The following is a 21,496-nucleotide window of genomic DNA, read 5'->3' on the forward strand; positions in this document are numbered from 1 at the left end:
GATCAGATCCTCGTGTTCATCGCGGACAGGTGCACACGGGCGCGTGCGGCAGCGAGGTAGCGCCCGATCAGCGCCGCGTAGACGTCGGGTTTCAAGCCTCGCGCACCCAAGGCGTGCACGACCACCTGACGACGGCGCCGGCTTACCCCGGCCCGCGAGAGGAGGCCCGTCGCCCGCGGCAGCGGAGCGTCCGGCGCAAGCGCCAACGTCAAGGTGACACGCTTGCCGTAGCTGATCCGGAAGTCCGCCACGTCCCGCCACGGGACCGCGCCGTCGAGTAGGGGCGAGCGGAGCGCCTCGGGCGTCAGCACCAGCAGGGGCGCGCGACCGCGCCGGTGGACGAGGGCGGCGTAGAGGGCCGCCCCGATGACCCCTACTCCGACGACGGCGGCTAGGATCTGCTGCGCCAATGTGTCGTGCGCGATCCCGAGTGCCCGCGGGTACAGGACGAAGGCCGCCCCGGCGGCCGCGAATAGCACGGCGAGCACGCCCATCGTCCAGACCATCGGCGCACCGTTCTCGTAGACCAGCGTCTCTTCGGCCGGCACCGCCGCGACGGTCTCCTCCAGGTAGGCCCGTTCCGCTGCCCGGTGCGCTCGGGCCCCGGCGAGGAAGTCGGTGCTGAGGCTGCGACACAGGCCGGCCCAATCGGCGACCAGCGCGGCCGGCCAGGCGCGGTCCTCCGCGCCGAGCGGCCTGGCGGCGCGGCTCATAAGGTCGCCATCGAGAGGGACGCCGAGCGCCACGATGCGCTGCCGGTCCGGCGGGTGGGTGTCGGTCGGATGTTCCTGGCGTTCGTCGAGATGCGACGCCGGGTCCGGGAAGCCGGCGGCGGGGATCGCGTCGAGCACGCCCGCGACAAGGTCGGCCCTCGCCGCGTCCGGCGCGTTGAAGGCGGATCCGAGAGTCTCGCCCACCACCGGACCGAGGGCTCCGACGCGCAGTAGGGCTGAGGCGGCGGGCGGCGCGCCTGAGACGAGGGCGCCGCGCCGGTCAGCCTCGAACTCGCGCACCCGGCTCCAGTGTGCCACGGCCGCGTCGAACGTACCCAGACTGCGGTTGCCGACATATGCGGCAGGGCGGGTGAGGACGTCGCCGATCCCGGCACCGCCGAGCGCGGACAGCGCCCGGTGCAGGCCGGCGTAAATTGGGGTGAACCGTCGGCTGTAGGCGGTATCCTCGCCCGCGAAGTGCGCGAGTTCGTGTCCGATCACCGCGGAGAGCTCGCGCCCGTCGAGGACGCCGAGATAGGGGGCTGGCAGGTAGAGAGTACGCCCGGTCAGGGTCATCCCATTCGGCGCCAAGCGCACGGCGCCCTCAGTCACGAAGAAGCCGCCGGTCAGTCCGACGATCACAGCATCGGGGACGAGCGCATCCTGGCGCGCGGCGAGCTCACGCACGAGGCGCCACAGCCCGGGGGCCTCGGCGGCGTCGAGGGCCCGGCCGTTCACATCAATGGGCTCGGGAGTGAACAGTGCGAACACGCCGCGCAGGCCGCGCACGGCACCGATCGCGGCCCAGACTGCCAAGCCGGCGATGACCAGTGCACCGAGCAGCAGCTTGGCCTCGCCGGCCGAGAACCGCTCGGTGAACCACAGGCCCCCGGCCTCGAATAGGGTTGCACAAAGCACGGCGAGACTGAGCCCGACGATCTGTAGGCCGAGCAGCACCGGAAGCGCCCGGCGCACCAAGCCGAAACCGGTGAGCAAGGCGTCGCGCGAGCGCCGTGCCCACAGACCTGCCGCCGTCGCACCCGCCAGCGCGAGGAGGCCGGCCAGCATCGCCAGCGCGGCACCAGCGATCGTTGCGTACGGGAACCATGCCCGGGCAATGGCGATAGGTCGATCGCGCTCCACCCCGGCTAGAGCTTCCCGCGCTTTGTCGACGGCTAATGCGGCGCCGTAGGCCGTGCGCGCGCCCTCGAACTGTACCGAGGCGTAGGGGTCCGTCGCCGCCAGAAGCCTCAATTGGACCAACGTAACTGGCAACTCGACGATCCGGCGAGTGTAGCTAGCGGCAGTCGCGTGCCCGCGCTCGACCTCCCAAGCCCCGAGACCTGCAAGCAGGGTCGGCACACCGACGACCCAGGCGAAAAGCAGGATGACGGGGGGAAGTCGACGGCCATCGCCTTGGCCTCTCCAAAACCGCATGATCATGTGCCCCGTCGGTGATCGGATGTCTCGGGAAGGCGGGCACAACCCATTTGGTGCGGGCAGGCTCTCAGCTTGGCCGGGCGCGGATCTCATATCGCTGGCAGGACTCAAGATCACGCACCGAGCGATTGTAGGTATCGTTGAACAGCCGCGCCGGCTGGCTCGGATCGCCTTTCGCCCTGATGTCCCGCGCCATGTCCCGGCCGTGGCCGATCACGCTCGCCACCGTATCGGCGTAGCCGGTGCACGAGGAGTTCGCCTTCGGGCTCATGCCGTCGAAGGTCGCTCCAAGCTGCCGATTGGCGTTGCCGACCTCGCCGAGCGCGGCCAGGAACGGGGCGACGTCCGCCCTCGGGCCAAGCGCCTCGAAACGCTGCACCGCCCGGCGCAGCGCGAGGCTGGTGGCGAGCAGCCGGCGTGCCGGCGCATCCTGCGGCATTGCTGCCGCGCGCCGCTCGTCCCGAACGAGTTCGCGCTCGAACAGCGCAGTGCCGTAGGCGTCCATCGCCTTAGCCGCCGCCTCGACCCTAATCACTAGGATCGGGTGCTGCTCGCGCGCGAACTTGTACCCGTCCTCCTTGAACTCCCGAGTGGTCTGGTAGCGGGTCAGCGCCTTCAGCGTGGGGTTGAGCTCACGCAAGCTCGCAAGCAACCAGGCGGCCGGCGGGTCGACTTCTGGGACGCCGCTGGGCAGGGCCGTCGCCTTCTCCAACTCGTCGATCACCCCGTCGAAGTCGACGATGCCGAAATGGTACCACGCGTTGGCGCCGAGCTTCGTGCCGAGCTTGAGCACCCGTTCGTTGTCCCGCCGATACTCGGCGAGCTGCCGCGCCAAGGGGTGGGAGCGTACGAGGTGGTTCTGGGCTTCAGTATAGGCATTGACCTTGGCCACCTCCTGCGCCTCTAGGCTTGGCGGAGATGGTGCGGGGCGCACCGGGGCCCGACCAGTCGACGTGGTTGTCGCTGTGGGCGGCGGGCTCTGCAGCAGAACCTGAGAGGCGGGGGGTAGAGCCGGGAACTCGCATTTGAAGGCGTCGACCATGCTCTGGCGCACGCTTTCGTGGGCTTGGGCACACTGATAGGCAACGATCGGACGGGAGGCTTCGTTGCGGGCGAGTGCCTCGCGGAAGCTCTCGCGCAGGGTGTTGATGCCCTGGCGGATGTTGGGACGGACGGCGTCAGGCACGCTTGGACTGGCCACGCATTGCGCGTAGGCTGCAAGGAACGCATCGCAGCTCTCGACGCTCACCGGAGTGATTGGAGTCACTGCCGCGGCCGGCATCCCCATCACGACGACGAGACATACTGCGATAAAGCAATAGCACTTCGATCCGCCGTTGGCGCTCACGCTCGGCATGCTTGTCTCCTGTCCCGGGTGCCACCCATCGTATCGTCCCGACCCGCCAACTCGTACACCCGTCGAAACGCAGCCGGGACGGGATCCTCGCGCCCGGCTCTGCGCACGTCGGCGAGATAGGTCCGGGCCTTCTCGATTGTGTCGAGGTTCGCGGGGTCGACGGCCATAGCGAGCATCCTGCGGAGCGCGCGGGCGGCACGTCCGGGCAACACCCTACATCGGACTCAGGCAGACACGCCGCCTTTAGCCCTCGTAGGACCGATCACTCCCCCTTAATGGTGGGCTAGTACCCCTGTCCCAAGGCCCGTCCCCGCCCCTGTTTCGGGAGGTTTGGGACAGCTTTTTGGGACAGCGCGAAGGCTTGGTTTTCGGGGCCAAAAAGCGGGCTCCCCTTCAAACCTCGAAGCGGGATTATGCGTGAAATCGTAGGAACATAGGGATTGAGCTACGAAGGGTTCTCCTAGTGCGTCTCCTGATGACCCCTCGAGTGAATCCCTCGGGGGTATTTCAAAAATCTCGGAAAAGCCCCTGTCTCGCGGTCGTGCTGGGAAAATCGGCGTTTGGGACACTCGATACGGGATTGATCGGAATGGTCAGTTCGGGGCTCTCCGCCGTGACCTCGTACGACCTGAACGGCCCCGGATCGTTGCGCAATTGATTGCAATGCGCTTGGATCAGGCTGCAGAACGCGCAGTGATCAGCGTCCTCAACCGTGTCCCCGACAAGCTCCGCTACAAGCCTCCAATCGTCGGGTATCGACGGCGCATCGCAGCACCGCCAACCCGTTCCCGTAAGGCTTGCGGCCGACGTGATCAGAGCTGGGCTCCGACCTGACCGCTTCTCCGGTCAGATCAATACCCGCCGTAGAACCGGCGCGGACCACCCTCGGGGTAACCGCGATCATAGCCGCCGTACCCACCACGGTATCCGTAGGCTGGTCGATCGCTATAGAAGCCTCGCGGGCCACCATAGCCTCCGCCGTAGCCGCGGTCGTTCGGCCGGCAACGACCCCACGGGTTGGGATGGAAGCCGGGGCCACAGCCGCCCGCCACATGCTCGATCACGACCCCGTACTCAGACGGACCATAGCCGAATGGAGCCGCGTTTACCCCTGTAGCGGTGGCGAAACCGGCCGCGAGCACTGTCGCCGCACCGAGCGCCTTGAAGCGTATCATCACCCGATCTCCCAGAGGTTCAGCCCAGATCCTCTGGGCCGGATGAAGCGAGGATGCGACCTTCTCCGTGAGCCGGATCTGAGCGGTTTGTTCATCGATCCGACGGTCGGACGATGGATCATCGTCGTTCGGGTTTCTGCGATCGTCCCTCAAGACGCTCTGGAGGCTGATGGGGAAGCTAGACCCGGCGCCTCCACATACCTGAAGCCCCCCGGCGAAGCGGCTCCGCAATTAATAGCGCCGGGCTCTCCCGCCATGGTCTGATAAGGTGTCAAACAGCGTTGAACCTTGACCTCGAATCGGCCGCATCGTCATGGCCTACGGTCGCGACGCGACCGACTGCGCGATTGCCATAGACTTTGGCCCTGCCCCGTTTGCGGGGTTCATGATCCACACCAACGAGATCCCTACGGGGGCGTGACAGCGCGCAGACGTACCAGGAGAAGGATCCATGCACAGATTCATGGCGGCCATCTCCGGCCACGGCATCGGGGCGGCCGCGCGCTACGGGGTGCCCGTTGCAGCAGTCGCGGCAGCGACACTAATGCGCTTCCTCGCACCGCTCGATGTTGCTCCGTTTCTGCTCTACCTGCCACTGGTCTTTCTCGTGACCCTTGCGCTCGGACGCGGACCGGGCGTCGTCGCCGTTGCGGTTTCGCTCGTGGCCGCCGCGTGGTTTTTCCGCAGGTCCGACGGCACCTTCACCTTGAGCCCTGGACAGATCGTTGCCCTCGCGCAGTACATCGTCGTCGGCGGCGCGATGGTTTGGGTCTGCGACGGCCTGCGCCGGACCATGGCGGAGCGCGAGGAGACGCTCGGTCGCCTCGATGCGGCCAACGTCGGCCTGAGAGTGAGCCAGGTCGCGCTGGAGGATGCCCGCCGCGACGCCGAGGCCGCTCGCGAGGGCGCCGAGGATGCCAACCGCGCCAAGAGCAGCTTCCTCGCCAACATGAGTCACGAGCTTCGAACCCCGCTTTCTGCGGTGATCGGCTACTCCGAAATGCTGGAAGAGGAGGCTGAGGAGCTCGGCCAAGAAAGCTTCCTGAAAGACCTCGGCAAGATCCGCACAAACGCCACGCACCTGCTCGGGTTGATCAACGACGTGCTCGATCTCTCGAAGGTCGAAGCGAACAAGATGGACACCTTCGCCGAGGACATCGACGTCGAGACGTTCGTCCGCGACGCGGCGGGAACCGTCGATGCCCTGGTCGGGAAGAAAGGAAATCGCCTCATCCTCGACCTCGGCGATGGGCTTGGTTCAGCGTGGACGGACGCAACCAAGCTGCGGCAATGCCTCTTCAACCTGCTTTCGAACGCCGCCAAGTTCACCGAGGGCGGGACCATCGCCCTGCGAGCGCGGCGGGAGTCCACCCTGGGTGGCGACCGTCTGTTCCTCTCGGTCGAGGATAGTGGCATCGGCATGAGCGCGGATCAGGTCGAGCGTTTGTTCCAGCGCTTCGTCCAAGCCGACGGCAGCACCACGCGCAAGTACGGAGGTACCGGCCTGGGCTTGGCCCTCACCAAGGCGTTCGCGCAGCTACTCGGCGGCGACGTCTCGGTGACGAGCGAGATTGATCGCGGAACCTGTTTCACCCTCACCGTACCAGCTTCCCTCCCCGAGGCGGCGGCCGCAGACATTCCGAATGAGGCCGCTCTCGGAAGCGCCCCCGGCATCGGTGGACGCGGGCTCGTCCTGGTCATCGACGACGAAGCGAGCCAGCGCGACCTCATGGGCCGCTTCCTGACCCGGCAGGGGTTCTCGGTGCGTACCGCCGCCGACGGTCGAACCGGGCTCGACCTAGCGCAGGTCCTGGCGCCGCGGGTGATCTTGCTCGACGTGATGATGCCCGAGGTCGACGGCTGGACGGTATTGGCCTCCCTGAAGGACAACCCGGCCACCCGGGACATCCCGGTCGTCATGGTGAGCTTCGTCGCTGATGCGGCGCTCAGCGCCTCCCTCGGTGTGGCGGGCGCAATCCCCAAGCCGGTGGACTGGGCACGGCTCAGAACGGTACTCGACCGGCTCGGGAAAGGCGCCGGCGACGTACTGGTCGTCGACGACGATGCGGACATGCGTGAACGGCTGCGGATCGTCCTCGAACGCAATGGCTGGGCGGTACGGGAGGCTGGCAACGGTGCCGAGGCCTTGGAACGGGTGCTTGAAGCGCGGCCGGGCATCGTACTACTGGACCTGACCATGCCGGTCATGGACGGCTTCACTTTCTTGCGCGAGTTACGCGCCATCCCGTCATGCACCGAGGTGCCGGTGGTGGTGCTGAGCGCACGAGACGTATCCGCCGCCGAACGCGACCGTCTCGCCGGGGCGGACAAGGTACTGCGCAAGGGCGACACCAGCCTTCAGGACCTAGCCTCCGAAGTCGGCAAGCTCGGTAGGCTCGGCGATGTCGAGGAGACCGCGGCGGCGCCCTCGGCGTGACCCGTTCGGACGAGAACGGCGACGGGTTTTCACCGATCAGGCTGCAATGCATTTCTGACGGCTGGTTCGACACTTTGGTGAGGTGGTGACGGGATTTCCTGTGAACGTCTCGGTTCGTACCCCGCCCTTCCCGGCGCGCTTCGCCACATACATGAGGCGGTCAGTGTCACGGATCATCGGAGCGATAAAAAGATGAGGCACCACAGGCCGATCGTTAGAATCTCCAGATACGCGACGCGCAATTAATAGCGCAGTGTCATCTACTCCGGCTCTTTCATTGATCCGACGGTCGGACGATGAACCGTCATCGTTCGGGTTTCTGCGATCGTGCCCGTAGGCGTTCTAGAAATAGATGGAGAAGCCAGACCTGGCGCCTCCGCGTGCATGTCACCCCAAGGCGAAGCAGCTTCGCAATCAATAGCACGAGGCTCTGCCGCCATCGTCCGATAAGGCTTTCGATCAAGCATCATCTTGCTCCGCGTGACGACGCGTACCAACTCGAGCCCGATCGCCCTCGTGTCATCGCTCGACTCGACGGCGGTTACGGCCTCCACCGCCGCGATCCAGCTGAAGGGCGAGGATCTGATCACCGCTGGCGGCGGGGGCCATGCGCTCGAATATGTGGCGAACCGCATCCACACCGCAGCACAGATCCTGGATGCGGCGGTAGGCTTGACGGTCTGGGCATGTGCAACGTGATCCCTAATCACGCCCGTAGCGTCGAACGCGACAGATGCCAAGCCACGAAATGTCGACAACGGAAGGACGTCTAATTACCCCGAACCGAGGTTGCCAGGCATCCGTCGAATGGCCGCTCGGGAAGCGTTGATGGCTGTTGGTACGGCTGGATTGGGTCGAAAGCAGCGTATCAGCTTCGCTACCCCAACCACTCGAAATCGTTGGAGCTTTTGCCGGCCGTGACACATAGTCCGCAACCATGGGAGCCGATCTTCTCGACCGCCTTCTCGTCACGCTTGCGGTGCGGCTGCGCTCGTTCTCCGTCTGCACCATTCAGAGCGGATGGCGCCTAGGCTTTAGCCCGTTCGAGGCGATCACCGTCCACTACGTGCTACGCGGGACCGGGAGCCTCCGGGTTGGGCAGGGACCGTGGCGATCCTTTACGCCACACACCATCATCGTCGTGCCGGCTCGGCATTCGCACAGCCTCGGCGCCGCCGAGGATTGCGTCGGTGAGGTCCGCGCCGAGGATCACTGCGCGCTCCATGGTGACGGCCTGATCGCCTTCACAGCCGGCGACGGCAGCCCCGATGCGCTCTTCGTGTGCGGCCAGATCGCCGACACTCACACCGGTGCGATGGGGCTGTTCGAGCTGTTCCAGGCCCCGATGGTTGAGACCTTCCCTACCGATCCGGTGCTGCGTTACGCCTTCGATCTCATGCTCGCCGAGGTTCAAACCCCCAATCTCGCGACACAGGCGATGACGGAGGTGCTGATGAAGCAGTGCCTCATCATCCTCCTGCGTCGGCAGCTGACGGCGAGCGACTTCACGCCCCCGATCCTGGCAGCCTTGCAGAACCCAAAGCTCGCCCGCGCCGTCCTGGTGGTGCTCGAACAGCCGGGCGCGCACTACTCCGTCGAGGGTTTGGCGGCCCTCGCGGGCATGGGCCGGACCAGCTTCGCCGAAGCGTTCGCCGCGGCCTTCGGGCAGGGTCCGATGGAGTTCGTCCAGCGGGTCCGCTTGCGGATCGCCTCCCGTCTCCTCAGCGGCACCGACCTGCCGGTGAAGGTCATCGCCGCCACCGTCGGCTACGCCAGCCGAAGCGCGTTCAGCAAGGCGTTCGAGATCGAGTTCGGGACGGCGCCGAGTCAATTCCGTCTGATTGGCGGAATGGATGAAGGCGAGCCGGAGCGCATCGAGGATGAGCATCCGAACACCGAGTTGACCTGATCCCGTCATGACGCTGATTAACCCCGTCTCGGTGCTCCATCGTTCGGATCGCGTCCGCTGGCGTTCGACCGGGCCGAGCCTTCGGAACCGTGAAGGTCGGGTGGCCTTGGCCATGTTCAGTGGGTGAGGACAGAAGGTGACCGGTCCCCGGTTGTGCCATCGCTCCCGCCCCGAGGAACGATCATGGTCGACGCGAGTGACTTCTACCTTCGCTACAGCCCCGACGTCGAAACCGTCGCCGACGACGAGGCGGAGACGGCGCAGGGCCTTATGGAGACGATGCGCTCGGTCAGCGAGAAGACCCTGGCAGACGGCGGCCACGCGATCCGCAGCGTCCACGCCAAGAGCCACGGGTTCCTTGAGGGCGAGCTTGAGGTGGCCCCGGGGCTTCCACCCATGCTGGCTCAGGGCCTGTTTTCCAAGGCGGCGACCTATCCCGTGATCATGCGCCTCTCGACCCTCCCGGGCGACATCCTCGACGACAGCGTCTCGACGCCCCGCGGCCTCGCCGTGAAGATCATCGGCGTCGAGGGCGAACGGCTGGAAGGTTCCGAAGGGGACGTCACCCAGGACCTCGTGCTGGTCAACGGACCGGCCTTCGGTGCGCCCACGCCGAAGGCGTTCCTCGCCACCTTGAAGCTGCTTGCGGCCACGACCGACAAGGCGGAGGGCTTCAAGAAGGTCGTCTCTGGCGCGATGCGCGGCGTGCAGGAGCTCATCGTCTCGACCACCGGCGGCCCCAACGCCACCGTCGCGACGATGGGCGGCCAGCCCGAGACCCACATCCTCGGCGAGACCTTCTACAGCCAAGTGCCCGTTCGCTTCGGCGACTACGTCGCCAAGCTGTGCGTGGCGCCGGTCGCGCCCGAACTGACGGCCTTGACCGACAAGCCCCTGGCGGAGGACGGAGGCCCGAACGCCATCCGGGAGGCCGTGGTCGAATTCTTCCGGGCGAATGGCGGTCTCTGGGAGGTCAGGGCGCAGCTCTGCACCGGCCTCGACGATATGCCGGTCGAGAACGCCGCCACGGTCTGGCCGGAGGGCAAGAGCCTGTACCAGACCGTGGCACGGATCCGGGTGAGGCCGCAGACGGCTTGGAGCGAGGCCCGGTCGAGCGCGGTCGACGATGGCCTGTCGTTCAGCCCGTGGCACGGGCTCGCGGCGCATCGACCCCTCGGCGGCATCATGCGCTCGCGCAAGCAGGCCTACGAGATGGGCAAGCGCTTCCGCGCCGAGCGGAACCGTCATGCCATCGCGGAACCGCGTGAGGCGATCAATCTGCCGTAGAGTGCAAGAAGACGTAACGGCCTTGGTGCTTCGTAAGGAAGCGGGTAGCTAAACGTCCGCTTCCGGGTATCTCGTCGAGGGGCCCGAACGACTGGGTCGGGTCGCTTGCAGAACGTCCGCTTCAGGGCGAATGGTCAAAGTCCGCCCATTACGAGGCGCGCATCTGCAACCCGCGCTTCAACCCGTTGGGAGCTCGTTCCCGCCCCGCCTCGTTGAGCCCTTCTACCATGTGGTCGAACTCGGCGTCCGCGAGGTCGAGAAGGTGCGCAGCTTCCAACCGGATCACGAGTTCGACCGCGAGAAGGTGCATTGGCGTCTCCGGCGAGGCTTGGCATCGTGGCTGCAGCATCAAGCGGCTGTAGCTTGTGTCGTCGGCGCGAAGCGGCTCTGCAATTAATAGCGCAAGCCTCTTCCGCCATGATGCCTCCTTCCACGTGGACGTCAGACCTAGTCGACGACCTCGACGACGCGCCGCGTACGCGGGTTGACGAGCACGGGGTGGTCGTTGACGATGGTGTAGTTGAGGCTCGGGATAGCGAACTCGGAGGGCACGTCCTAGAAGACGACGCCGTCCTCGGGCAGGACGGTCGCGACCTGGAGTGGGCCTCCATAAACAAAGGAAGGCCACCGTTCGCCGAGGGCATAGATAAGGAACCGCGCACGGCGGTTGACCCCGAGAATGCCGTTCGCGGTGCCGACCGCCGCGCCGATGGCGCCACCAACGACCGCACCGAGGGGGCCAGCCTCTATCTCGCCACGGGCCGCGCCCTCGCGGGCTCCGCGTTTGAGCCCCTGGGCCTCGACGAGCCCGATCGAGGCCAGCGATAGTGCCACGGCCGTCACTCCGACCTTCAGTGCCATTCGAGGTTTTCCATGGTGTCGAGGGGTGACCGGCTTCGTCGGCGCGTAGCCGCGCGCGGCGATCAACGTCCGCCGGTCACGGCCCGCATAGGTGCGGTAGCGAGGTCGGCGGTCGAGCCTACGGTATCCCGGAAGCCCGAGCCGACGTTGGACAGGTGCTCGCCGTAGGTCTCGCGGGTCTGCGGATCGACGATGGCCACGGGGGCGGCCACGGCCAGCGCCGCGCCCGTCGCCACGGTCGATGCCGCGCCGGCCGCCGTGCTGACCAGCCGGTCGCCGATGCCGATCTGCCCATCCGAGATCGGCTGACCGTCGGCAAGACGCTTGCCCAGCAGCGCCACCACCTCGCCCGAGGCGAACTTGCCGTGGTTGAGCGGGTCGTCGCCCTTCACCGTCGACAGGTTGAGGACGCCGATGTTCTGACGTTCCAACTCGGACTTGTAGGGCTCGGCGGTCGGGTCGATCGCCCCAAGCCGGACGCTGTCGCCCCAGACCAGCCGCGAGACCGCGAGAGCTTGGTCGTCGCCCGAAACCATCAGCGTCAGCCGCGGCCGGTCCGGGCCCATATCACGGAACGCAGCGCGGGCTAGGTCCATGTCGACGTCGGGTGCGGCGAGGATGACGTTGCGGATCTTCGGGGCGACGCGTTTGTCGCGGATCGCCATCTGGCGCAGGCTCTCCAGCGTCAGCCAGTTGCCCATGGAGTGCGCCAGGACGGTGACCTCGCCGACGTTCGGGTCCTTCGCAAGATCCCGCAGCAGCGTCTCCAAGCCGTTGCGGGAAAAGTTGGTACTCTCTCGGTCGTAGCCGTAAGCCAGCACCGACCCCTTCGACGGCCACGTGAACAGAACCGGAGCGACCTCGGCCCCGGAATCGTGCACGATCTGAGCGAAGCGGAAGACCGCGTCCTCGAACTTGTTGTTGAAGCCGTGCACGAACACCAGCACGTGGCGCTTGGCCCCGCGCCGGACGGCACGGCCGGTCCAGGCCGCGACCTTGCCGCGCTCCACCGGATCGGCCCGCAGGGCGACGAAGTCGGTCGCCGGGTTGCCTGGTAGGCTTTTCGGCCACTGCACGGAGCCGGGCTGGCGCGTGGCGTCGGGCGGGATGGAGACCGCAAGGTCGGTGTAGGTCACGGCATCGCCGCGCTCGCCCGAGAACAGCACGCCGCGGTCGGCGGCCGACTTACGGGTCGTGGCCACGAGCATGTCGACGCGAGAGGTACCTGGGAGCTGCTCGGTCTGGGCGATAGGCAGCAGCACCCCGGTTGGGCGCCCCGAACACGCTGGGAGCGCCAGCACCACCGAGGCAGCCAGCAGTGCACGCAGGCTCAAAATAATCGGCAACGACACCTGCACCACCCGACCGACATCCCCACACTGGCCGTGACTAGCAATGGTTCACGAACCGTAAAGCCAGGGACGTGCTACGAGGCGATTGCGGCGTGGGGTAGGCTAGGCGTGCGAACGGTGTGTCCGAATGGTGATGCGCGAAGCAGATATCGCGTCAGTTGCCGTACGGCGAGGCCAGGACCACCCGGATCTTCCTAGCAGACTGCGCCTCGACAGAAGTCCCCCCGGCCTTGGTATCCTTGCCCTCGGTCGAGACGGCCGCGGTGTCGTCGCTTCGCCGCAGGGTCGGCGCTAACTCAGAAGCGGCAACCGGGAGGACCGACGCGAAGGTCGTGACGACGAGGGCGGCGATGACTGTCTTCACGGCGTTCGTCCGAAACGTTGCTGTTCTACGTCAACAACGGTCAAGCTTCATCCAGGTTCCCGATCGCCATCGAATCCTAAACCAACTTCCGACCTGAAGGATGTCCGCGCGCGGATCGTAGCGGGGTCGAACGTGATCCTGACGCAGCAATCTGGTCCGCACTGAGCGCGAGTTTTTTGGCATCCTGAACCCTGAAGGAGGATGGATGCCATGCCTCGCAAACACTCCACGCACGAACAAATCGCTTTCGTCCTGCGGCAAGCAGAGAACGGTGCACAAGGTCTGCGAGGCGTGATGGGTGTCTCCGAGCCGACCTTCTACCACTGGATCGTCAGTTCGTCAGCATGGGCATGCCGTAGAAAATCGATGATCACACCAACAATGAGCCAATACAAAATGTAGCTCACGAATCAGAGTACTGGAACTCAATGAGAGACCTGTCAAAAGGGTTTGACTGCCGATGTGTCCGAACGGGCTGCCCTTCCGCCCGTATCATCTTGTGCCATTAATAGCGGGTGATTTTCAGGACCTTCTCTTCAGGGCCACCTCAAGCAGTTCCTCGACCCATCGCAGATCGGGCTCCGACAATCCAACGAGCCGAGTGGTAATGTTGGCATATGAGCCCCGAGGGATGGATGCTGATCCCCCTTGTGCCGTAAACAGCTCTGCAGGGTCGACCGCAAGGGCAGAGGCGATCTTCTCGATCACCGGAAAACTCGTACCGGTGCCTCCAACCTCGACCTTCGAAATCATGTCGATGCTGAGCCCCGCAGCCTCGGCGAGCGCTTCCTGCGTCATCCCGCAACGGCGTCGATGTGCTTTCACCAGCAAGCCAAATCGTTTCCGAAGATCGACCATTCCGCCCTCCGCGAACGGGCGTAGATCGATTACGTCGAATTCATTACGGAGCAAAAATACGTTTTTTGCGTGTTCCGTATTATCGGTACGTATTATATAGGAATAGGCATACGTTTCATGCCGTTTCCGCAGCCTAGCGGCGGATTGGGTTTGCTCACCGTGTGAGGATCGTCATGCTCTCCGTAGACCCCTACGCCACGAAGGTTCTCCAGCCTGATGCTCATTCATGGTTGGTCGCCAACCTTGAAAGCGTCGCAGCCGATGCCGGGATTTCCCCCGACCGCATCTGGACATCCATGTATGATACCGACGCCACCCCAGCCGAGATCGAGTACCTGCGCGCTTTCCGCCGCCAAGCTGCAATCCTGGGCAAGTACGGGCTCGTGTTCGTCGGTGAGAATCCACAGCGGGATATCATCGCGGCGATGAGCTACCTGGCTGGAGCTTTATTGCGAAACCGCACACGTGCACGCGTGATGCCGGTAGCGGACGTGTTGGATTACATGGCTTCGGATGGTCACCCAGATCATACCTGCCTGCTCATCCCGGACTTCCATGAACTGATCGTAGGTCAGCAGAAAGCCACACGGCATCGTATTTCGAAGCTCGTATCCCTCCTGCTGAAGCGACAGGCGGCCGGACTCCAGACCATCCTTTATGTGTCTGATATGAACGCGATGCAGCTCGAATACGGGAACCTGATCGGTCGCCACATCACGAGCCACTACCACTTCGTAGACGTGGGTTGAGGCATGGAAACCTTACTCAAACCGGTCTTCCATGATCCCGAGAAGGTAGGTGATCCTCGAGCCGCGCTCAAAGCCCTTATCGCTCACCGATCTGTTCTCGCGGCACCGGGCCTCGTGTTCGGGGTTGCGACCCCGGCGAGATCGGTGGGCGAAGGCATGATCGAAATGGGGTACTTCACCCTTGGTCCCGAAGCGGTGGCGTTCATAGGTGATGTCTACGCCTACGGTTGGGTGCGAGATTTCGATTGGATGACGTGGTCACATACGGCGCAGGGGCAGCGCCTTCTACAGCACCCCGTCGCCCTAGCGAAGGCGGATGAGGACGATCTCGCACGGGTCCTGACCGTGTGCATGCGTGAGGCTCATTGGGGAGCGGAAGCCCTCAACGACCGATTCCGAGCTGGCGTGCTAACCCGGGTCATGGAACGGGCGGCGGCCCTTCTCCGTCTGCGCAATTAATAGCGCAGACGCATCGAAGCGGACGTTGCCGTACCGCCCGCTTCTGATGCGAGCGACCGCCGGACGCGCATTCATGTGCTCCATGAACCGCCCCAGATTCGGGTTCTCGAGCCTCCCCTTCTTGGAAGGCCTCGATATGGGTCGGTATCCATAGCCGGCCTCGACCGGCCGACTTTTCATCGTCAGGAGTTCGCGTGGATCGTCTCGTGGAATGCTCGCCGACGCGCTGCCTCGTCCTGATGCGACACGGCCAAAGCCAAGCCAACGCCGATGGCTTGTTCACGGGGCTTCTGGATTCCCCTCTGACTGACCGTGGCCGGCAGGAGGCGACCGCGGCCGGAAGGCGCTTGGGGGAGGCAGGCCTTCACTTCACCGCGGCCTTCACCTCGACCTTGATGCGGGCCATCGCCACCACGCGGCTGGCGCTCAATGCCCTGGGTCAGGCAAATCTGGTACCCCGACAGGACGCGGCGCTGGACGAGCGCGACTACGGCGTCCTGAGCGGCCTCGACAAGGAGACCGCCTACCTCCGTTACGGGGCGGAGCGGGTCGAGGACTGGCGTCGCTCCTATGTGGGCCTCCCCCCAGATGGTGAAAGCCTCAGGGATACGATCGCTCGGATCGTCCCGTTTTACCTCAGGCACATCCAACCGGCCGCGATGGGCGGCCCGACCCTAGTCGTCGGACACGGCAACGCGTTGCGGGCCCTAGTGATGGCGCTGGAAGGTCTCGCGCCGAGCGAGATTGAGGCGCTGGGGATCGCGACCGGATCAATCCGGGTCTATGGGTTCGGGCCCGACACGACCGTCGCCTCGCGCAGGGTGATCGGCTGAGGTCGAACCGGCTGTTCCGAACCTCGGGTCAGACCGCACTCTTCCGGGACGGGGCCCGATTGCCCAGTGGTCAAAATCTAACGGATGAAACCCGCCAAAAACGTCTGCGATGGGTGGCTTTGCGACCGCCGGCTTTTGAGCGGCTAGGCATCAAAGCGGAAGCACAGCCAGTCGCGGAGAGTGGTCCAGTTAGATTTCTAAAATTGGCTCTGGCGACCAGACCGGTCGGCCCGGATAAAGACCGCTCCTGGAGCGACCATGCCGACTTTATCCGCCTTCCCGATCACACCTGCTGACGCCGACCGTCACGTGGATGTAGCAGCCCTGCGCGGGTTGCTCCGTCCTCTGGTAGCAGTTGAAGTTCACTCGATCGGTCTTCTCGGCACTACCGGCTCCTATCCGTTCCTCTCGCGCGAGGAACGCCGCCGGGCGGTCGAGGCGGCCGTGGACGAGATCGCAGGCGGGGCGCGACGACTCGTTGGGGTCAGCGCGCGCCGGACCGACGAGGCTGTGCGCATAGCTCAGGATGCGAAGGCGGCTGTCTAAGACACCATGGTAGGCGATCGTCGATTTTGATGCGGCGCTTACTATATGCTTACAACACAAGGAGCATAGTAAGCAGCCGCGCGGTTAAACCATTGACATTAATGGTGGGCGGTGAGGGACTCGAACCCCCGACCCTCTCCGTGTAAAGGAGACGCTCTACCAACTGAGCTAACCGCCCGCGCCCGCGTGGTACGGCATGCCGCGGCACCGAGGCAAGGCCGAGGCGCGCGGCGCCCCCCTACGCGCCGGCCAGGAGCTGCGCCAAGGCCGGGGACAGGCCGGCGCTGTCGATCGCCGGGCGGTCGGGCGGCGTGGGGCCGGGTCGGGCCGCGGCGGCGAGGACCGCGCGGGTGCCGGCCTCCACCGAGCACAGGACCCGTACCGGAACCGCGGGCTGGATGCGCTCGGCGAGGCCCGCCAGGCCGGCGCCGCCGAGGATCACCGTGTCGGCCCCGTCCTCGTCGGCGCAGGCGCGGCAGGCGGCGATCAGGTCGGCCAGGGCCGCGTCCGGGTCGCGGTGGATCTCGCCGCCGGTGGCGTTCGTCGTGCGGAGGCCGGCGAGCCGGTCCGACAGGCCGAGGAGCGCGACGAACTCGCTCAGCATCGGCCGCCACGCCGTCCCCCCGGTGACGATGGCGAAGCGCCCGGCCGAGGCCGCCTCGCGGCAGGCGGCCTCGGCCATGCCGACGACCGGGACGGGGGCGATCTCGCGCAGCGCCAGCAGGCCGGGATCGCCGAAGCAGGCGAGGTAGACCGCATCGCATCCGGCCCCGTGCTCGGCGAAGGCGTCGAGCGCGGCGTGGCCGGCGATCGCCGCGGCGCTCCGGCTGGCGATGAAGCGGGCCCCGAAGCGGCCTGTCGCCGGCACGATCGTGGCGGCGGCCCCCGCGATCCGGCGGACATGCGCGGCGACGCGTTCGGTCACGGCCTCGGTGGTGTTGGGATTGATCACCAGGATGCGCATGGGCGGCCTTTCGCGGGGGACCATGCAAGCGAAAGGCCCCGGAGCGGTGCTCCGGGGCCTCGTCGTTCATGCTCGGGCGGTCAGTGGGCGACGAAGGCGGCGCCGTCCTCGGCCGTCTTCTTGACCGGGATCACTTCCTCCCAGGCGATCGCCTCGGGCTGGCGCACCAGGGCGTGCTTGAGGACCTGATCCATCATCGCGACGGGGATGATCTCCATCCCGTTCTTCACGCTGTCGGGCACCTCGGCGATGTCCTTGGCGTTCTCCTCGGGGATCAGCACCGTCTTGATGCCGCCGCGGAGCGCGGCGAGCAGCTTCTCCTTCAAGCCGCCGATCGGCAGCACCCGCCCGCGGAGCGTGACCTCGCCGGTCATGGCGATGTCGCGGCGCACCGGGATGCCGGTGAAGGTCGAGACGATCGCGGTCGCCATGGCGATGCCGGCCGAGGGCCCGTCCTTCGGGGTCGCCCCCTCCGGCACGTGGACGTGGATGTCCCGACGCTCGAACAGCGGCGGCTCGATGCCGAAGTCGAGCGCCCGCGAGCGGACGTAGCTCGCCGCCGCCGAGATCGACTCCTTCATCACGTCCTTCAGGTTGCCCGTGACCGTCATCTTGCCCTTGCCCGGCATCATGACGCCCTCGATCGTCAGCAGCTCGCCGCCGACCTCGGTCCAGGCCAGCCCGGTGACCACGCCGACCTGGTCGTCGGCATCGATCTCGCCGTAGCGGAACTTCGGCGGGCCGAGGAAGACCTGCAGGCGCTCGACGTCGATCTCGACGCTCTTCACCTTGGTGATGAGGATCTCCTTCACCGCCTTGCGGATCAGGTTCGACAGCTCGCGCTCGAGGTTGCGCACGCCCGCCTCCCGCGTGTAGCGGCGGACGAGCATCAGCAGGGCCTCGTCGTCGATCGACCATTCCTTGCTGTCCAGGCCGTGCTTCTTCAGCGCGTTCTGGATCAGGTGCTTGCGCGCGATCTCGACCTTCTCCTCCTCGGTGTACCCGGCGATGCGGATCACCTCCATGCGGTCCATCAGGGGCCCAGGGATGTTGAGGGTGTTGGCGGTCGTCACGAACATCACGTTCGACAGGTCGTAGTCGACCTCGAGGTAATGGTCGTTGAAGGTCGCGTTCTGCTCGGGGTCGAGAACCTCCAGCAGGGCGGCAGAGGGGTCACCGCGGAAATCCATGCCCATCTTGTCGATCTCGTCGAGCAGGATGAGTGGGTTCGAGGTCTTGGCCTTGCGCATCGACTGGACGATCTTGCCGGGCATCGAGCCGATGTAGGTCCGGCGGTGGCCGCGGATCTCGGCCTCGTCACGCACGCCGCCGAGCGACATCCGCACGAACTCGCGACCCGTCGCCTTGGCGATCGACTTGCCGAGCGAAGTCTTGCCGACGCCGGGGGGCCCGACGAGGCAGAGGATCGGCCCGGTGAGCTTGTTGGCCCGCTGCTGCACGGCGAGGTACTCGACGATCCGCTCCTTGACCTTCTCCAGGCCGAAATGGTCGCCGTCGAGCAGGACCTGGGCGCCGAGGAGATCCTTCTTGATCTTCGAGCGCTTGTTCCACGGGATGCCGAGCATCCAGTCGAGGTAGTTGCGCACCACCGTCGCCTCGGCCGACATCGGCGACATCTGGCGCAGCTTCTTCAGCTCGGCCGACGCCTTCTCGCGGGCTTCCTTGGTGAACTTGGTCTTCTCGATCTTGTCCTCGAGCTCGGCCAGCTCGTCGCGGCCGTCCTCGTCGCCGAGCTCCTTCTGGATCGCCTTCATCTGCTCGTTGAGGTAGTACTCGCGCTGGGTCTTCTCCATCTGCCGCTTGACGCGGGTACGGATGCGCTTCTCCACCTGCAGCACAGAGATCTCGCTCTCCATCAGCGACAGCACGCGCTCCAGGCGCGCGGCCACCGTCGGCGTCTCCAGGATCGCCTGCTTGTCGGCGATCTTGACGAGAAGGTGCGAGCCGATCGTGTCGGCGAGCTTCGAGGGCTCCTCGATCTGCGTGACCGCGGAGACGACCTCGGGCGAGATCTTCTTGTTGAGCTTGACGTAGTTCTCGAACTCCGAGAGCACCGAGCGCGCGAGCGCCTCGGCCTCGACCTTGTCGCCGAGCTCGTCGACCAGGGCCTCGGCCTCGGCCTCGTAATACTCGTCCGAGCGGGTGAAGCCGGTGATCTTGGCACGGCCGCCGCCCTCGACCAGCACCTTCACGGTGCCATCGGGCAGCTTCAGGAGCTGCAGCACGGAGGCGAGCGTCCCGATCGTGTAGATCGCGTCGGTGGCCGGGTCGTCGTCGCCGGCGTTGATCTGGGTGGCGAGCAGGATGTGGCGGTCGGTCTTGACCGCCTCCTCGAGCGCGCGGATGGACTTCTCGCGACCCACGAACAAGGGCACGATCATGTGCGGGAAGACGACGATGTCGCGCAACGGCAGGACGGCGTAGGAGCCGGTCGAGCCCGGAACGACCGGCTGGCGGGATTTCGATTGGGTCATCGTTGACTTCCTCATGAGGGACGCCGGGCGGTCGCTCCTCCGATTCGGAGCAAGCTTCCTGCCAGGGGCCGACCGGGCCGCGAGGGTCGGGATAGGTCTGCTGGAGACTTTGCGGCTGGTGGCGCGGTACCGCCCCTCAAGGGAGGCAGCGGCCACTGCGCTGAGCCTCAGGTGGTTTTCCAGGAGCCCCGTTTCAAGGTGCCCACCTGTCGCGGGCCGATCCGTGATCGGCCCGCTCCGTCAAGGACTTAGCGCATGTGCGCCGGCGCACGTCAGGCGCTGACGCTGGCCGGCGCTTCCTTGTTGCGGTCGCCGTGGATGAAGAGCGGGCGCGACTTGCCCTCGACCACCTCGGGGCCGATCACGACCTGCTCCACCGAGTCGAGGCCCGGCAGGTCGTACATCGTGTCGAGGAGGATCGTCTCCAGGATGGAGCGCAGGCCGCGGGCGCCGGTCTTGCGCTCGATCGCCTTGCGGGCGACGAGCGACAGCGCCTCGTCCTGGAACGTCAGGTCGACGTTCTCCATCTCGAACAGCCGCTGGTACTGCTTCACCAGGGCGTTCTTCGGCTCCTGGAGGATCTTCTTGAGGGCGTCCTCGTCGAGGTCCTCGAGCGTCGCCAGCACGGGAAGGCGGCCGACGAACTCGGGGATGAGGCCGAACTTCAGCAGGTCCTCGGGCTCGACCGAGCGGAACACCTCGCCGGTGCGCCGGTCGTCGGGGGCCTGCACGGTCGCGCCGAAGCCGATCGAGGTACCCTTGCCGCGCGCCGAGATGATCCGCTCGAGCCCGGCGAAGGCGCCGCCGCAGATGAACAGGATGTTGGTCGTGTCGACCTGCAGGAACTCCTGCTGCGGGTGCTTGCGGCCGCCCTGCGGAGGCACGGAGGCGACGGTGCCTTCCATGATCTTCAGGAGCGCCTGCTGCACGCCCTCGCCCGAGACGTCGCGGGTGATCGAGGGGTTGTCGGACTTGCGCGAGATCTTGTCGATCTCGTCGATGTAGACGATGCCGCGCTGCGCCCGCTCGACGTTGTAGTCCGAGGCCTGGAGCAGCTTGAGGATGATGTTCTCGACGTCCTCGCCGACGTAGCCCGCCTCGGTCAGCGTGGTCGCGTCCGCCATGGTGAACGGCACGTCGAGGATGCGGGCCAGCGTCTGCGCGAGCAGCGTCTTGCCCGAGCCCGTCGGCCCGATCAGCATGATGTTGGACTTGGCCAGCTCGACGTCGTTGTGCTTGGTCGCGTGGGCGAGGCGCTTGTAGTGGTTGTGCACCGCGACCGAGAGGACCTTCTTCGCGAAGTCCTGGCCGATGACGTAGTCGTCGAGGACGCGCCGGATCTCCTTCGGCGTGGGCACGCCGTCGCGGCTCTTCACCAGGGAGGATTTCGACTCCTCGCGGATGATGTCCATGCACAGCTCGACGCACTCGTCGCAGATGAACACCGTCGGGCCCGCGATCAGCTTGCGGACCTCGTGCTGGCTCTTGCCGCAAAACGAGCAGTACAGCGTGCTCTTGGAGTCGGTGCCGCCAGTCTTGCTCATATCGGTCTCCGATTCGTGCGTGCGCTGCCAGCCGGGGGCACACGCGCATCGTTTACAAGTAAGGGAATCCGCTTAAAGAAAAAGTCACCTGCGCGTCTTTGCCTGGGGTCCCTCGCGAACCGGTCGCCGCGAACCCCGATGCAAACACGCGGC

The 21,496-nt window shown here is 65.8% G+C and carries 17 protein-coding genes, 1 tRNA gene and 4 pseudogenes; 10 read left to right on the forward strand and 12 right to left on the reverse strand.

Annotation, left to right across the window (positions count from 1 at the left end; translation table 11 throughout):
- Positions 1–2 precede the first annotated feature (2 nt).
- The 3 genes from FV227_RS03150 to FV227_RS03160 form a co-directional block, all read right to left on the reverse strand.
- Entirely contained in the window at positions 3–2,156 is a 2,154-nt protein-coding gene (locus tag FV227_RS03150; RefSeq protein WP_187274666.1) for a M48 family metallopeptidase, read from the reverse strand.
- 64 nt (positions 2,157–2,220) lie between these two features.
- Positions 2,221–3,510 carry a DUF3829 domain-containing protein gene (locus FV227_RS03155; RefSeq protein ID WP_147727075.1) on the reverse strand — a complete coding sequence of 430 codons (1,290 nt, stop codon included), beginning with the start codon at positions 3,508–3,510 and terminating at the stop codon, positions 2,221–2,223.
- A gap of 851 nt (positions 3,511–4,361) precedes the next feature.
- Positions 4,362–4,685 carry a hypothetical protein gene (locus FV227_RS03160; RefSeq protein WP_147727076.1) on the reverse strand — a complete coding sequence of 108 codons (324 nt, stop codon included), beginning with the start codon at positions 4,683–4,685 and terminating at the stop codon, positions 4,362–4,364.
- A 292-nt stretch (positions 4,686–4,977) separates the two neighbouring features.
- Between FV227_RS03160 and FV227_RS29650 the strand changes: the two are divergent.
- From FV227_RS29650 to FV227_RS03185, 5 genes and pseudogenes are all read left to right on the forward strand, one after another.
- Positions 4,978–5,106 (forward strand): annotated as a pseudogene (locus tag FV227_RS29650) (transglutaminase family protein); the annotation flags it as partial.
- Positions 5,107–5,136: 30 nt separating this feature from the next.
- The gene (locus tag FV227_RS03170; protein WP_147858271.1) at positions 5,137–7,122 is read left to right on the forward strand and encodes a response regulator; all 1,986 of its coding nucleotides are present in this window, start codon (positions 5,137–5,139) and stop codon (positions 7,120–7,122) included.
- A 516-nt stretch (positions 7,123–7,638) separates the two neighbouring features.
- A complete protein-coding gene (locus FV227_RS03175; RefSeq protein WP_147858272.1) occupies positions 7,639–7,821 on the forward strand; it encodes a hypothetical protein in 183 nt (60 codons plus the stop codon).
- A gap of 238 nt (positions 7,822–8,059) precedes the next feature.
- The gene (locus FV227_RS03180) at positions 8,060–9,031 is read left to right on the forward strand and encodes an AraC family transcriptional regulator (protein WP_147858273.1); all 972 of its coding nucleotides are present in this window, start codon (positions 8,060–8,062) and stop codon (positions 9,029–9,031) included.
- A 183-nt stretch (positions 9,032–9,214) separates the two neighbouring features.
- Complete coding sequence (locus FV227_RS03185) at positions 9,215–10,318, forward strand: catalase family protein (protein WP_147727080.1); 1,104 nt, start codon at positions 9,215–9,217, stop codon at positions 10,316–10,318.
- A gap of 148 nt (positions 10,319–10,466) precedes the next feature.
- Here the strand turns inward: FV227_RS03185 and FV227_RS28815 are convergent, their stop codons facing one another.
- From FV227_RS28815 to FV227_RS03200, 4 genes and pseudogenes are all read right to left on the reverse strand, one after another.
- Positions 10,467–10,628, reverse strand: a complete 162-nt coding sequence (locus tag FV227_RS28815; RefSeq protein ID WP_187274667.1) for a hypothetical protein — start codon at positions 10,626–10,628, stop codon at positions 10,467–10,469.
- 137 nt (positions 10,629–10,765) lie between these two features.
- Positions 10,766–11,179, reverse strand: a pseudogene (locus FV227_RS03190) (DUF1236 domain-containing protein).
- 62 nt (positions 11,180–11,241) lie between these two features.
- Positions 11,242–12,387, reverse strand: coding sequence for an alpha/beta hydrolase (locus tag FV227_RS03195; protein ID WP_246686383.1), 1,146 nt, complete (start codon positions 12,385–12,387; stop codon positions 11,242–11,244).
- Positions 12,388–12,685: 298 nt separating this feature from the next.
- Complete coding sequence (locus FV227_RS03200) at positions 12,686–12,895, reverse strand: hypothetical protein (RefSeq protein ID WP_147726968.1); 210 nt, start codon at positions 12,893–12,895, stop codon at positions 12,686–12,688.
- 210 nt (positions 12,896–13,105) lie between these two features.
- On the opposite strand from FV227_RS03200, the pseudogene FV227_RS03205 reads away from it, so the two are divergent.
- Positions 13,106–13,222: pseudogene (locus FV227_RS03205) on the forward strand (IS3 family transposase); the annotation flags it as partial.
- A 195-nt stretch (positions 13,223–13,417) separates the two neighbouring features.
- Here the strand turns inward: FV227_RS03205 and FV227_RS03210 are convergent.
- Positions 13,418–13,753: a helix-turn-helix transcriptional regulator gene (locus tag FV227_RS03210; RefSeq protein WP_147726967.1), complete on the reverse strand. Its 336-nt coding sequence runs from the start codon at positions 13,751–13,753 to the stop codon at positions 13,418–13,420.
- Between the two features lie 173 nt (positions 13,754–13,926).
- On the opposite strand from FV227_RS03210, the gene FV227_RS03215 reads away from it, so the two are divergent.
- From FV227_RS03215 to FV227_RS03230, 4 genes and pseudogenes are all read left to right on the forward strand, one after another.
- Entirely contained in the window at positions 13,927–14,502 is a 576-nt protein-coding gene (locus FV227_RS03215; RefSeq protein WP_147858275.1) for a hypothetical protein, read from the forward strand.
- Positions 14,503–14,505: 3 nt separating this feature from the next.
- Positions 14,506–14,961 (forward strand): DUF6508 domain-containing protein, encoded by a 456-nt coding sequence (locus FV227_RS03220; RefSeq protein ID WP_147726965.1) that lies wholly within the window; start codon positions 14,506–14,508, stop codon positions 14,959–14,961.
- A gap of 239 nt (positions 14,962–15,200) precedes the next feature.
- The gene (locus tag FV227_RS03225) at positions 15,201–15,794 is read left to right on the forward strand and encodes a 2,3-bisphosphoglycerate-dependent phosphoglycerate mutase (RefSeq protein WP_147858304.1); all 594 of its coding nucleotides are present in this window, start codon (positions 15,201–15,203) and stop codon (positions 15,792–15,794) included.
- Positions 15,795–16,052: 258 nt separating this feature from the next.
- A pseudogene (locus tag FV227_RS03230) lies at positions 16,053–16,334 on the forward strand (dihydrodipicolinate synthase family protein); the annotation flags it as partial.
- 108 nt (positions 16,335–16,442) lie between these two features.
- Here the strand turns inward: FV227_RS03230 and FV227_RS03235 are convergent.
- From FV227_RS03235 to clpX, 4 genes are all read right to left on the reverse strand, one after another.
- A tRNA-Val gene (locus FV227_RS03235) sits at positions 16,443–16,518 on the reverse strand.
- A 60-nt stretch (positions 16,519–16,578) separates the two neighbouring features.
- Complete coding sequence (locus FV227_RS03240) at positions 16,579–17,304, reverse strand: aspartate/glutamate racemase family protein (RefSeq protein WP_147858277.1); 726 nt, start codon at positions 17,302–17,304, stop codon at positions 16,579–16,581.
- Positions 17,305–17,384: 80 nt separating this feature from the next.
- Positions 17,385–19,799, reverse strand: a complete 2,415-nt coding sequence (gene lon / locus FV227_RS03245) for an endopeptidase La (RefSeq protein WP_147727616.1) — start codon at positions 19,797–19,799, stop codon at positions 17,385–17,387.
- Positions 19,800–20,071: 272 nt separating this feature from the next.
- Positions 20,072–21,343, reverse strand: a complete 1,272-nt coding sequence (gene clpX / locus FV227_RS03250; protein WP_147727615.1) for an ATP-dependent Clp protease ATP-binding subunit ClpX — start codon at positions 21,341–21,343, stop codon at positions 20,072–20,074.
- Between the last annotated feature and the right edge of the window lie 153 nt (positions 21,344–21,496).

The sequence above is a fragment of the Methylobacterium sp. WL119 genome (assembly GCF_008039875.1).
Classification (GTDB): Bacteria; Pseudomonadota; Alphaproteobacteria; order Rhizobiales; family Beijerinckiaceae; genus Methylobacterium.

What these genes read in the sequence shown, in the direction of transcription:
- FV227_RS03150 (WP_187274666.1), bottom strand. Translation starts at nt 2,156, where the DNA reads ATGATCATGCGGTTTTGGAGAGGCCAAGGCGATGGCCGTCGACTTCCC.
- FV227_RS03155 (WP_147727075.1), bottom strand. Translation starts at nt 3,510, where the DNA reads ATGCCGAGCGTGAGCGCCAACGGCGGATCGAAGTGCTATTGCTTTATC.
- FV227_RS03160 (WP_147727076.1), bottom strand. Translation starts at nt 4,685, where the DNA reads ATGATACGCTTCAAGGCGCTCGGTGCGGCGACAGTGCTCGCGGCCGGT.
- FV227_RS03170 (WP_147858271.1), top strand. Translation starts at nt 5,137, where the DNA reads ATGCACAGATTCATGGCGGCCATCTCCGGCCACGGCATCGGGGCGGCC.
- FV227_RS03180 (WP_147858273.1), top strand. Translation starts at nt 8,060, where the DNA reads ATGGGAGCCGATCTTCTCGACCGCCTTCTCGTCACGCTTGCGGTGCGG.
- FV227_RS03185 (WP_147727080.1), top strand. Translation starts at nt 9,215, where the DNA reads ATGGTCGACGCGAGTGACTTCTACCTTCGCTACAGCCCCGACGTCGAA.
- FV227_RS28815 (WP_187274667.1), bottom strand. Translation starts at nt 10,628, where the DNA reads ATGCACCTTCTCGCGGTCGAACTCGTGATCCGGTTGGAAGCTGCGCAC.
- FV227_RS03195 (WP_246686383.1), bottom strand. Translation starts at nt 12,387, where the DNA reads ATGCTCGTGGCCACGACCCGTAAGTCGGCCGCCGACCGCGGCGTGCTG.
- FV227_RS03210 (WP_147726967.1), bottom strand. Translation starts at nt 13,753, where the DNA reads ATGGTCGATCTTCGGAAACGATTTGGCTTGCTGGTGAAAGCACATCGA.
- FV227_RS03215 (WP_147858275.1), top strand. Translation starts at nt 13,927, where the DNA reads ATGCTCTCCGTAGACCCCTACGCCACGAAGGTTCTCCAGCCTGATGCT.
- FV227_RS03220 (WP_147726965.1), top strand. Translation starts at nt 14,506, where the DNA reads ATGGAAACCTTACTCAAACCGGTCTTCCATGATCCCGAGAAGGTAGGT.
- FV227_RS03225 (WP_147858304.1), top strand. Translation starts at nt 15,201, where the DNA reads ATGCGACACGGCCAAAGCCAAGCCAACGCCGATGGCTTGTTCACGGGG.
- FV227_RS03240 (WP_147858277.1), bottom strand. Translation starts at nt 17,304, where the DNA reads ATGCGCATCCTGGTGATCAATCCCAACACCACCGAGGCCGTGACCGAA.
- lon (WP_147727616.1), bottom strand. Translation starts at nt 19,799, where the DNA reads ATGACCCAATCGAAATCCCGCCAGCCGGTCGTTCCGGGCTCGACCGGC.
- clpX (WP_147727615.1), bottom strand. Translation starts at nt 21,343, where the DNA reads ATGAGCAAGACTGGCGGCACCGACTCCAAGAGCACGCTGTACTGCTCG.